The 11,111-nt window shown below is 71.8% G+C and carries 9 protein-coding genes and 2 pseudogenes; 8 read left to right on the top strand and 3 right to left on the bottom strand.

What is annotated here, in order from left to right; genetic code table 11:
• Positions 1–444: pseudogene (locus ABD151_RS21715) on the bottom strand (hypothetical protein); the annotation flags it as partial.
• A gap of 154 nt (positions 445–598) precedes the next feature.
• On the opposite strand from ABD151_RS21715, the gene nirB reads away from it, so the two are divergent.
• The 4 genes from nirB to ABD151_RS21695 are packed head-to-tail and all read left to right on the top strand — an operon-like array spanning position 599 to position 5,317.
• Positions 599–3,160 carry a nitrite reductase large subunit NirB gene (gene nirB, locus ABD151_RS21710; RefSeq protein WP_343996965.1) on the top strand — a complete coding sequence of 854 codons (2,562 nt, stop codon included), beginning with the start codon at positions 599–601 and terminating at the stop codon, positions 3,158–3,160.
• Entirely contained in the window at positions 3,157–3,498 is a 342-nt protein-coding gene (gene nirD, locus ABD151_RS21705; protein ID WP_343996964.1) for a nitrite reductase small subunit NirD, read from the top strand. The genes nirB and nirD overlap by 4 nt, the downstream gene beginning before the upstream one ends.
• Positions 3,495–4,616: a uroporphyrinogen-III synthase gene (locus ABD151_RS21700; RefSeq protein WP_343996963.1), complete on the top strand. Its 1,122-nt coding sequence runs from the start codon at positions 3,495–3,497 to the stop codon at positions 4,614–4,616. Before nirD ends, ABD151_RS21700 begins: the two co-directional genes overlap by 4 nt.
• Complete coding sequence (locus ABD151_RS21695; protein WP_343996962.1) at positions 4,613–5,317, top strand: sirohydrochlorin chelatase; 705 nt, start codon at positions 4,613–4,615, stop codon at positions 5,315–5,317. Before ABD151_RS21700 ends, ABD151_RS21695 begins: the two co-directional genes overlap by 4 nt.
• Before the next feature lie 12 nt (positions 5,318–5,329).
• Here the strand turns inward: ABD151_RS21695 and ABD151_RS21690 are convergent, their stop codons facing one another.
• Complete coding sequence (locus ABD151_RS21690; protein WP_343996961.1) at positions 5,330–6,229, bottom strand: alpha/beta fold hydrolase; 900 nt, start codon at positions 6,227–6,229, stop codon at positions 5,330–5,332.
• Positions 6,230–6,340: 111 nt separating this feature from the next.
• On the opposite strand from ABD151_RS21690, the gene ABD151_RS21685 reads away from it, so the two are divergent.
• The 4 genes from ABD151_RS21685 to ABD151_RS21670 all read left to right on the top strand — a co-directional run bounded on the left by ABD151_RS21685 (position 6,341) and on the right by ABD151_RS21670 (position 10,975).
• Positions 6,341–7,123, top strand: coding sequence for a MerR family transcriptional regulator (locus ABD151_RS21685; RefSeq protein ID WP_343996960.1), 783 nt, complete (start codon positions 6,341–6,343; stop codon positions 7,121–7,123).
• A 7-nt stretch (positions 7,124–7,130) separates the two neighbouring features.
• Positions 7,131–9,383, top strand: coding sequence for a sensor histidine kinase (locus ABD151_RS21680; protein ID WP_343996959.1), 2,253 nt, complete (start codon positions 7,131–7,133; stop codon positions 9,381–9,383).
• The gene (locus ABD151_RS21675) at positions 9,380–10,096 is read left to right on the top strand and encodes a LuxR C-terminal-related transcriptional regulator (RefSeq protein ID WP_343996958.1); all 717 of its coding nucleotides are present in this window, start codon (positions 9,380–9,382) and stop codon (positions 10,094–10,096) included. The genes ABD151_RS21680 and ABD151_RS21675 overlap by 4 nt, the downstream gene beginning before the upstream one ends.
• A gap of 108 nt (positions 10,097–10,204) precedes the next feature.
• Positions 10,205–10,975, top strand: coding sequence for a CHAP domain-containing protein (locus ABD151_RS21670; RefSeq protein ID WP_343996957.1), 771 nt, complete (start codon positions 10,205–10,207; stop codon positions 10,973–10,975).
• Here the strand turns inward: ABD151_RS21670 and ABD151_RS21665 are convergent.
• A pseudogene (locus ABD151_RS21665) lies at positions 10,972–11,111 on the bottom strand (2-C-methyl-D-erythritol 2,4-cyclodiphosphate synthase); the annotation flags it as partial. The gene ABD151_RS21670 and the pseudogene ABD151_RS21665 overlap by 4 nt on opposite strands.

The raw sequence follows: 11,111 nt of genomic DNA, 5'->3' as shown, positions 1-11,111 counted from the left end.
CGCCTCCCGGGAGAGCTTGCGGGTCAGCTCCGCGACCCGGCGGGCCTTCCAGCCCGGCACCTCCAACAGCTCGACCTGCGCCCACAACAGCGGCAGCCGGTGGTGCAGATCCAAAGCGTCGGCCAACAAGGAGAGCGCCCCATAACGGGAGATGCCCGAGGCGGCCGCGAACTCCTCCGCCGCAAACGCCGCCACCGCCGGCGTCCCCTCGCCCCCGAGGAAGTCGTCCAGATCGAGCGAGGCGAACGCGGCGTCGTCACACCACGAGGCCGACGAACCGCCGTCCACGACAGGGTTGACCACGCACCACTGATGCGCCAACCGCAACTGCCGCCGCATCCCCTTCAACGAGCGCGTCCGATCCTCCGAGATCACCGCAAGCAGACACCCCGCGTCGAGGTCACTGACCTCATACGGAGTGTGCGTGGCGTCGATCTCGATCATGGAGCCAGCAGACCACGAGGGTCCGACACGAGATCCGGGCGCTCAACGTCTCACGCCCGTGAAGAAGGGTTTATCCCCCTGTTACACGAGCACAACGCGATGACAACACGCTGTTCCTAGGTTCTCTGCCACGGGTCGAGGAAAGGGAACGGCGATGAGTCACACGCGTAAGACACTGGTGGTGGTGGGCCACGGGATGGTCGGACACCGCTTCGTGCAGGCCGCCATCGAGCGCGGCGTCACCGAGCGGTGGGACCTCGTGGTGATCGGCGAGGAGCCGCGCCCGGCCTACGACCGGGTCGCGCTCACCTCCTTCTTCGAGGTCGGCGCGGACCAGCTCTCGTTCCTGCCCGACGGCGCCTACGCCGACCCGCGGGTGCGACTGCTGCTCGACACCGCGGTGTGCGGCATCGACCGCGAGGCGCGCACCGTCACGCTCAGCAACGACGAGGTGCTGCACTTCGACGGCCTGGTGCTCGCCACCGGTGCCGGACCGTTCGTGCCGCCGATCCCCGGCAAGGATCTGGCCGGCACCTTCGTCTACCGCACCATCGAGGACCTCGAGGCGATCCGCGAGGCGGCCGGCAACGCAAAGGTCGGTGCGGTGATCGGCGGCGGTCTGCTGGGGCTGGAGGCCGCCAATGCCCTGGTCCAGCTGGGGCTGGAGACCCACGTCGTCGAGATGGCGCCGCGGCTGATGCCGGTGCAGCTCGACCAGCCGGCCGGGATGACGCTGGTGCGGCACATCGAGAAGCTCGGTGTCACCGTGCATGCCGGGGCCGCGACCTCGGAGGTGATCGACGCCGGTGACGGCACCGTCGCCGGGCTGGGGCTCAAGGACGCCGACGCGATCCCGGCCGAGGTGGTCGTCTTCTCCGCGGGCATCCGCCCGCGTGACCAGTTGGCGCGCGACTGCGGCCTGGAGGTCGCCGAGCGCGGCGGCATCCTGGTCGACACCCAATGCCGCACCAGCGACCCGGCCATCTTCGCGATCGGCGAGTGTGCGGCACCGGGCGGCAGGATGTACGGCCTGGTCGCGCCCGGATACGCGATGGCCGAGGTCGCGGCGGACGCGCTGCTCGGCGGACCGGGCGAGTTCCTCGGTGCCGACATGTCCACCAAGCTCAAGCTGCTCGGCGTCGACGTCGCCTCCTTCGGCGACGCGTTCGGCGCCACCGAGGGCTCCCTCGAGCTCGTCTTCGCGGACGCCGTCGCAGGCATCTACAAGAAGCTCGTGGTCGTCGAGGGGGACGACGGCGCCTACCGACTGCTCGGCGGCATCCTGGTCGGCGACGCCTCCGCGTACGGCGTGCTGCGCCCGATGGTCGCCAGCGGCATGGCCCTGCCCGACAATCCGGAGGAGCTGATCCTGCCGGCCGCGCGCGAGGGCGCGCCGCAGCTCGGGCTGCCCGACGAGGCCGTCGTCTGCTCGTGCAACAACGTCACCAAGGCCTCGATCACCGCCTCCCTCGACGGCGAGGAGCACGCCTGCGCCGACGTCGCCTGCGTGAAGTCGTGCACCAAGGCCGGCAGCACCTGCGGCTCGTGTGTGCCGGTGGTCAAGAACATCATCGAGCAGCACTTCGCCGCCCAGGGCAAGGTCGTCGACAAGGGGATCTGCGAGCACTTCGCCCACACCCGCCAGGAGCTCTTCGACCTGGTGCTGGTGCACCGATACCGGACCTTCGACGAGATCGTCACCGCGCACGGCCGTGGCCGGGGCTGCGACATCTGCAAGCCGACCGTCGCCTCGATCCTGGCCAGCCAGTTCAACGGCCATGTGCTCGGCGCGGAGACCGGCACGCTGCAGGACACCAACGACGCCTACCTGGCGAACCTGCAGAAGAACGGCACCTACTCGGTCGTGCCGCGCATCCCGGGCGGCGAGATCACCCCGGAGAAGCTGATCGTGATCGGCGAGGTCGCTCGCGACTACGGCCTGTACACGAAGATCACCGGTGGTCAGCGGATCGACCTGTTCGGCGCCCGGATGGAGCAGCTGCCGGCGATCTGGACCCGGCTGGTGGACGCCGGCTTCGAGAGCGGACACGCGTACGGCAAGTCGTTGCGCACGGTGAAGTCGTGCGTCGGCTCCTCGTGGTGTCGCTTCGGCGTCCAGGACTCCGTGCAGCTCGCGATCGACCTCGAGCTGCGCTACCGGGGGCTGCGCTCGCCGCACAAGCTGAAGGGCGGCGTCAGCGGCTGTGCCCGCGAGTGCGCCGAGGCGCGCGGCAAGGACTTCGGCGTGATCGCCACCGAGAAGGGCTGGAACCTCTACGTCTGCGGCAACGGCGGCGCCACCCCGGCGCATGCGCAGCTGCTGGCGGCCGACCTCTCCACCGAGGAGCTGATCCGCTGCCTGGACAGGTTCCTCATGTACTACATCCGCACCGCCGACCGCCTGCAGCGGACCTCGGCCTGGCTGGACACGATCGACGGCGGGTTGGCCCGGGTGCGCGAGATCGTCGTCGACGACGCCCTCGGCCTCGGCGCGGAGCTGGAGGCGGCGATGGCCGAGCACGTCGGCAGCTACTTCGACGAATGGCGAGCCACGCTGGAGGATCCGGCCAAGCTGGCCCGCTTCGTCTCGTTCGTGAACGCGCCGGACACTCCCGACCCGAGCATCACCTTCGCCGAGGAGCGTGGGCAGATCTCCGCGGCGCTCACCGACGGTCCGGTGCAGCTCGGCGCGACGATCCCGGTCGGTGCCCCGTGACCGCCCCGGAGTGGCAGCCGGTCTGCGCGCTGGGCGACCTCGAGGTCGAGCGAGGCGCGACAGCTCTGGTGCACGGACACGCGGTCGCGATCTTCCGCACCCATGGCGGCGAGGTGCATGCGCTGGGCAACTACGACCCGTTCGCCCGCGCCAGCGTGCTGGCGCGCGGCATCGTCGGCACCCGCGGAGACGTGCCGTTCGTCGCCTCGCCGATGCACAAGCACGCCTTCGACCTGCGCAACGGGCACTGCCTCGACGACCAGCAGGTCCGGGTGCCGGTCTACAGCGTGAGGATCGTGGAGGGCATCGTCGAGGTCGGTCCGCGGGAGGTGACATGACCAGTCCCGGAGGAGTGCTGCCGCTGGCCGGCTGCCGGGTCGGCGTCACCGCGGCACGCAAGGCGGAGGAGCAGAACGCCCTGCTGGAGCGTCGTGGCGCGCGGGTCGAGTGGGCGCCGGTGCTCGCGGTCGAGCCGAGCCGCGTCGACGAGGTAGGGCTGCGGGCCGCCACCGAGGCCGTGCTCAGCCGGCCGGTGGACATCTTCATCGCGACCACCGGGATCGGTGTCCGCTCCTGGTTCCAGATGGCCGAGCAGTGGGGCGTGCTGCCGCGCCTGATCGCGCACCTCGACAGCGCGGAGATCCTGGCGCGCGGGCCGAAGTCGGTGGGCGCGCTGCGCCGCGCCGGGCTGCGCGAGCTGTGGTCGCCGGAGTCGGAGTGCTTCGAGGACGTGCTCGCCCACCTGCGGGGGAGATCCCTGCTGGGCGTGCGGATCGTCGTCCAGGAGCACGGTCAGTCGCTCTCCACGGTGGCGAACGTGCTGCGCCGCCAGGGTGCCGACGTAGAGGTGGTCACCGTCTACCGGGTCGAGGGGCCCGAGGACCCCGGCCGGGTCTTCGGTCTCGTCGACCTGACGGCGGAGCGCAAGCTCGACGCGGTCACCTTCACCTCGGCGCCGGCCGCTGCCTCCTTCCTGGAGACCGCCGCCGCGATGGGGCGCCGCGACGAGGTGGTGGCGGCGTTCCAGGCCGACGTGATCGCGACCTGCGTGGGACCGGTGACGGCGGCGGCACTGGAGCTGTGGGGCGTGCCCACCCTGCAGCCGGAACGGGCCCGGCTGGCGGCGATGGTGCGGGCGCTGGAGGTCGAGCTCCCGTTGCGGCGCAGCGGCCAGAGCCTGCAGGTGGCCGGCAGCTCGCTGCTGCTGCACGGCGACGTCGTGCATCTGGACGGGGTGGCGATCCACCTCGCCGCGGCCCAGCACGCGGTGCTGGCGGCGCTCGCGGTCAACCCGGGGCACGTGGTCTCGCGACGCGAGCTGCTCTGCGTGCTGCCCAGTGGCCAGGCCGCGACCGAGCATGCCGTCGAGATGGCGGTGGCGCGGCTGCGTGCGGTGATCGGCACCAAGCTCATCCAGACCGTGGTCAAGCGCGGCTATCGATTGGCGGTCGAATGAATCCCTTGATCACCGTGGCCCATGGCACCCGCCGCCGGGGCGGCCCGTTGGTGGCGATGGGGCTGACGGCGCGGGCCGGACGCCGGCTCGGGGTGCCGGCGGCGACCTCGTTCATCGAGCTCTCCCGGCCGTTCTTCGACCAGGTGCTGCGCCAGGAGTTCGCCGCCCCGCCGGTGATCGTCCCGCTGCTGCTCTCCGGCGGTGTGCACCTGGGCAACGACATCCCCGAGACGATCCGGACGGTCGGCGGCCCGGCGATCCTGGCACCGGCGCTGGGCCCGCACCCGCTGCTCGCCGAGGTGCTGGTGCGACGCCTGCTCGGCTCAGGGGCCAAGCCGGACGAGCCGGTGGTGCTGGCGGCCGCCGGCAGCAGCCAGCCTGCCGGACTGGCCGACCTGGAGACGGCGGGGCGGCTGTTGCAGGGGCGCTGGTCGGGCCGGGTGCGGATCGCGACCGTGACCGGACTCGGCCCCAGCCTGGCCGGACAGGTGGAGGCGGCCCGGTCCGAGGGCAGGGTGACGGTGGCGCCCTACCTTCTGGCGCCCGGCTTCTTCGCCGAGCGGATCACCCACCTGGCGTTCCATTGCGGGGCGGACCGGGTCACCGACGTGCTCGGGGTCGAGCAGCTGATCGCAGAGCTGATCGCGCGGCGCTACCGCTGGGCGCTGAACACCCAGCAGCAGCTGCCTGCAGCGGGCTGAGGGCAGCGCTCCTCAGAGGTGCTTGCCGAGCACCAGCTGGCGCGAGAGCGCGTGCTCGACCATCTGGATCAGGGTGCTCGACACCGCCGTCTCCCGCTCCAGCGGCAGCATGTGCCCGGCGCGTGGCAGGACGATGAGCTTGGAGCCGGGGATCGCGGAGGCGATCACCCGGCCGTGGTGCACCGGCGTCAGCACGTCACGATCGCCCGCCATCACCGTCACCTGCTTGCCGGCGTAGGCGGCCAGCGCGGCGGTGCGGTGGTGGTGATCGAGCATGTCGCGCAGGAAGCCCTCCATGGTGGCGGACGGCGTGTGCACGAGTTGGTCCATGGCCAGGCCGATGTCACGGGCCCGGGCGCCGGGGCCGAACAGGAAGCGGGCCAGCGCACGGCGCTCGGTGGCCGGAAAGAGGGTGTGCCCCCGGGCGAGCTTGTTGGCGCGCCGTCCGAGCATCCGGGGGAGCTGGGCCTTGAGGGTGGGGCCGAGGTCCGGCAGGCCCAGGGTGACGGTGTTGAGGTCGGCCGAGGAGGTGGCCAGGAAGAGCGCGCCACGGACCCGCTCGACGAGGTCGGGGCGCTGCTCGGCCAGCGCCATCATCGTCATCCCGCCGATCGAGTGACCGGCGAAGACGAGGTCGCCGCTCGGGGCGTAGGCGTCGATCAGCTGGGCGAAGTCGCGGCCCAGGTTGGTGACCGTGCAGGCCGCCAGCGGCGCATGGTCGGAGAGACCGTGGCCGCGGTGGTCCCAGGTGACGAGCTGGATCCGGTGGCCGAACTGACCCAGCAGGTCGCGGACCTGGTAGTGCCACAGCTCGGTGTCCGCCGTCCAGCAGTGCGCGAGGAACACGGTCACCGGCGCGTCGCTGGGGCCGTAGGATCGCACGTACAGGTTGAGGCCGTCGAAGGTCTGCATGACGCTGCTTTCTGCTCGCGACGCCGTGTGACAGCGTCTATGCGACATTGAGAATGTCATAATCGACGAGGGCGATGTCAAGGGTTGGCGAAACGAGGAGGTCGAACCGCGATGAGCGCGCGTGAGATGACCATCGAGCAACTCGCCTCCGCGGTCGGGATGACGGTGCGCAATGTTCGCGCCTATGCCACCCGCGGGTTGCTGCCGTCCCCGAGGCTGGTCGGGCGCAAGGGGTTCTACGGCCCCGAGCACGAGGCGCGGCTGCGGCTGATCCGCGACCTGATCGACCGTGGCTACACCCTTGGGGCGGTGGAGAAGGCGCTCGTCGAGACCCCGGACCTGCCGGACTCGCATGCGCTCGACCTGCTCGGCCTGCTGGCCAACCCGCTGGGCGGTGCCCCGGAGCCGGAGGAGATGAGCCGCGACACGCTCGCCACCCTGGCCGGCGTCGAGGAGCAGCCCGAGCTGCGCGACGCCCTGGTCGAGGCGATGGAGGAGCGCCGGCTCGTCGAGCGGATCGACGACGACACCCTGCGCCTGCTGCAGCCGGTGATGGTCCGCTCCGGTGCCAAGGCCCTGAACATCGGGATGTCGGTGGAGACGGTGCTCGCGCTCTTCGAGGTGATCACCCAGGACACCGGTGAGCTGGCTCAGCGCTTCGTCGACGCCGCCCGGGCCGAGGTCTGGAAGCCGTTCGCCGAGCGTGGCATGCCGGCCGCGGAGTGGGAGGTCATGCTCCGCTCGTTCGAGGCGATCATCCCGGTCGCCGTGCAGTCGGTGCTGGCCGGCTTCCGGCAGGCACTGACGGAGAGCATCGAGAGCGCGATGGCCGAGGAGATCAACGCGATCACGCCCGAGCAGCTGGCCCAACTGCTCCCGCCCGCCCAAGGCTGACCGAGGCGTGCGCCGTCCTGATCCTCTGTTCCGGGAGTCGGACGGTCCCGGGCTCCGCCTGCTGCAGCGCAGCGTCGAGCGACCGCTGAGCGCCTACCTGATCGTCCTGGTCGCCTTGGCGGCATCGCCGCTGGTCGCGGCCGGGCTCCCCGCCGCCGATCTCGCCGGGCTCGCCGTGCTCGCGCTCCTGCTGGTGGCGATCGCCGCGCGCACCTTCCGGGACGGACTGAGCCAGGCGGCGGTGGCCGCCTTCGCCGTCGTCTGCCTGCTTCTGCTCGCCGGCTCGGCGCGCTCGCCGGGATACCTCGCAGCGTGGACGATCCTGGTCGGCGGGGTGATGGTGGCGATCTGCCTCAGCTGGCAGGAGGGGGCCGCGCGGCTGATCGGTCTCGGCTATCTCGGCTGCTCGCTGGGTGTGGGCGTCGCCGCTGGGCACGGCGCGCCGACCCTCGATCTGGTGATGCTCGAGGTCGGCGTGCTGATCGCGGGCACCGTGATCATGGCGACCCTGATCGCCGGCACCCGGCTCCTCGACGACGTCGCCGCCCGGCAGGCGGGCCAGCGGGTGGCGAGGCAGGGCGAGCAGTCGGCGGCGCGCGCGATGGCGCGGGCACGTCGGGTCCTGCACGCCAGCGTGAACACCCTCGAGTCGATCGCGGGCCTGCACCCTGCGGCCGGCCATGACGACGCCGCGATCCGGGCCGCCGCCGGCCGGACCGTGGCCCGGATGCGTGCGGCGGGGGAGCGGTTGCCGCGACGCGCGGTGCCGGCGCACGAGGTGCCCGACCTGATCGCCGCGGCCAGCCCGGTGCCGGTGCGGGTGCGGACGGACGCGTTGGGCGGGCTGCTCTTGCCGGAGGTGGTGGCAGAGGCGTTCGGGGACGCCGCCGGTGAGGTGGTGCGCAACGCGATCAAGCATGCCTCGGCACGCAGCATGGACCTGGCCGCCTCGGGCCGCGATGGCGGACTCCGGCTCGTCCTGCGCGACCGCGGTACCGGGTGGCGCGGCGGGTCCGGGCAGGGGCCCACCTCCTCGACCGGGGAGGGGCTGGCCGAGATCGTCCGGACCATGGAGCTGATCGGCGGCGAGGCCGCCTACGGGGTCGCCCCCGACGGCGGCGCACAGGTGACCCTGAGCTGGCGGCCGGCACCGGAGCTGCCGGCCCAGATCGCCGTGTTGGAGGAGCTGCTCGGACACCGGTTGCTGCGCTCGCTCGCGGTGGCCGCGTGTCTGGTCTACGGCTATCTGTTCTGGCGACACCCACCGTCCACCGGGGCCGTGCCCTGGGTCGAGGCCGGGGCGTTGGTCGTGCTGTGCCTCTCCGTGTGCTGGGTGGGTCGCGGACCCGTCCGGACGATGACCGGTGTTGCCGCGGTGGGGTGGACCGTGTGGTTCCTCGCGCTGGTGGCGGTGGTCTTCGCCGTCCAGGAGAGCGGCACGGCGACCGGGCCCCGGTCGTGGCAGGTGGGGTTGGCCGGAAGTGGGCTGTTGATCCTGGCGATCCGCTGTCCCTGGCGTTGGGTGCTGCCACTCTCCGGTGCGTTCGGGCTGGTCCTGGCGGTGGTGCTGGTCGTCGACGACGTTGCGCCGGTGGCCGCGATCCCGTGCCTGCTGCAGCCGCTGCTCGTGCTGCTCGGCGGGCTGGTCAGCAGGAGGGTGCAGGTGGCCCATCGCGGGTTGGAGGCCTGGCACGAGGAGGTGGCGGCGCAGGCGGCGGCGGACCGCGAGGCTGCGGTCATGCGCGACGCCGAGCAGCTGTACCTGGAGCGCGCTGCGCTGGCCTACGCCCCGCTGCTGGCCTCGGTTGCGGAGGGCACCGCCGACCCGCAGGGATCGCTGACCCGGCAGCGTGCGGCGCGCCTGGTGGCAGAGGCACGCGACGACCTCGCGTGGCCGGGCCTCTTCGACACACGGCTGCGGGAGAGCGCCGCGGACTTCCGGGCCCGGGGCGGGCAGCTGGAGATGCGGCCCGCCTGGCAGCATCGGGCGCCGTCGGGGCTGACCCGAGAGATCGTCCGGGCCGGCCTGACGGCTGCGCTCCCCGGCAGTCGGGTGACCTTCTCGCCAGGCGCCGCAGGAGCCGCCTCGCGTCTGGCGCTGGTGCCCCCGCCGCCTCTCGCGAGCTGGACCTCCGTGTGGGCGGACGACGAGGTGGTGACGGTCCGCGCGAGCCCCCGGCTGCTGCGCATCGAGTTCGTCGAGACTGGCCGAACGGCGGGGGACAGCGGCGGTCCGGAGCTGGTAGAGGAGGAGTCATGACGATCTCGACCCCGGTCACGGTGGCCATCGTGGACGACGAGCAGGAGGTGCGCTCGGGCCTGCGGGTGGCCGCGTTGGCACACCCGGACAAGGTCCGGGTGATCGGCGACGCGGCGACCGTCGACGAGTTGATGGCGACCTGCCTGCCGCCGCAGGTGGTGATGCTGGACGTGATGCTGGAGCGGGACACGATCTCCTCCCTCGACCGGATCCCCGACCTGCATGCCTGGGGCGCGAAGGTCCTGGTCAACACGAAGGAGGACGGTCCGGAGACCTTGCTGCGGGCGATGATCGACATGAGGGCCGAGGGCGTCGCCCTCAAGTGGGACCCGATCGAGGACCGCTTCGACGCGGTCGTGGCGGTGGCTCGCGGCGGCATCGAGATCGCCGGAGGTCCGCTCGCCCACGCGCTGCTCTCCGCGGGGGGACGGGTGGTGCTCACCGACCAGCATCGCGAGATCCTCGAGCTGCTGGCCGACGGGCTCACCTACGCCGAGATCGGGCGCGAGCTCCACATCGAGGCCTCCACGGTGAAGTACCACCTGGAGACGCTGAAGCGGAAGATGCACGACTACGAGGCCCTGGCCGGGCCACCTCCCGGTGCGGCGCCGGACCACGAGCGGAGCAGGGCGCAGGCAGGTGCTGAGGCGCCCACGCGGCGCGGCGAGCTGGTCCGCTTCTACCGCCGGATGGGCCATCTGCTGCGACGTTGAGCGAGGCCCGGGACTGGCCGTTCGGCGGGTGCCGGGGTGCGTCGCTGCGACCTAGCGTCCTTGCCATCCGGACGGGGTGTCCGGGGCAGACGACGACGGAGGTCAGCAATGTCCGAGAGACGAGAGAACCCGCGGCGGCGCCGATGGCTGGTCGGCCTGTGCGCGATCCTGATGCCGCTGCTGGGCACGGTCGCGATCCAGGCCCCTGCCGAGGCCGCGAGCGGCACGGTGAAGGTGCGGACGCAGAAGATGGCAGGCCCCCATCTGTCCAGCTACAAGCAGCTCGGCTGGTACTCGGCGGGGACCCGGCTCACGCTGAGCTGCTATGTCTGGGGACAGACCGTCTCCGGCTGGGGCGGCCGGTCGAACCTCTGGTATCGGGTCTCCGACGGCGTCTCCTACGTCGCGGACGTCGACCTCTTCACGGGCAGTGACGCTCCGATCACCCCGAAGTGCGGCACCGCGCCCGCGACCGGTCTGTCCGCGCGGGTGGACTCCTTCCGCGCCACGTGGATCGGCAAGCGCGCCGACTACGACGGCGCGTACGGCGCCCAGTGCGTCGACCTGTTCAACTTCTACAACCGCGATGTGGTGAAGGCGGCACGGCCGGCCGTCTCCTACGCCTACCAGCTGTGGGACAAGTACGACGGCTCGCGCTACACCCGGGTCGGGGCCGGGAGCGCTCCGAAGAAGGGTGACGTCGCGATCTGGTCCTCGGGCCTGCCGGGCTCGGGCGGCGCGGGACACGTGGCGATCGTGCTGGGCACCAGTGGGTCGTCGCTGGTGGTCCTGCAGCAGAACTACCGGGGACAGCAGTACGTCAGCCAGAACAACGCCTCGAAGTCCTACCTGCGCGGGTACCTGCGGCCGAAGAGCTAGACGAGGGCGATGAGTGCCGTCGCGATCGCGGCGGCACCTTCGCCACGGCCGGTGAGGCCGAGGCCGTCGGTCGTGGTGGCCGAGACGGTGACCGGTGCTCCGGGCCCGACGGCGAGGACCTGTTCGGCCTCGGCGC

It is taken from the genome of Nocardioides dubius, assembly GCF_039528155.1.
In the GTDB taxonomy this organism is placed as follows: Bacteria; Actinomycetota; Actinomycetes; order Propionibacteriales; family Nocardioidaceae; genus Nocardioides; species Nocardioides dubius.
Note: the sequence above shows the minus strand (reverse complement) of the source record. Positions and strands in the feature narration are given on the sequence as shown.

What these genes read in the sequence shown, in the direction of transcription:
- ABD151_RS21695 (WP_343996962.1), top strand. Translation starts at nt 4,613, where the DNA reads ATGAATCCCTTGATCACCGTGGCCCATGGCACCCGCCGCCGGGGCGGC.
- ABD151_RS21690 (WP_343996961.1), bottom strand. Translation starts at nt 6,229, where the DNA reads ATGCAGACCTTCGACGGCCTCAACCTGTACGTGCGATCCTACGGCCCC.
- ABD151_RS21700 (WP_343996963.1), top strand. Translation starts at nt 3,495, where the DNA reads ATGACCAGTCCCGGAGGAGTGCTGCCGCTGGCCGGCTGCCGGGTCGGC.
- ABD151_RS21670 (WP_343996957.1), top strand. Translation starts at nt 10,205, where the DNA reads ATGTCCGAGAGACGAGAGAACCCGCGGCGGCGCCGATGGCTGGTCGGC.
- ABD151_RS21685 (WP_343996960.1), top strand. Translation starts at nt 6,341, where the DNA reads ATGAGCGCGCGTGAGATGACCATCGAGCAACTCGCCTCCGCGGTCGGG.
- nirB (WP_343996965.1), top strand. Translation starts at nt 599, where the DNA reads ATGAGTCACACGCGTAAGACACTGGTGGTGGTGGGCCACGGGATGGTC.
- ABD151_RS21675 (WP_343996958.1), top strand. Translation starts at nt 9,380, where the DNA reads ATGACGATCTCGACCCCGGTCACGGTGGCCATCGTGGACGACGAGCAG.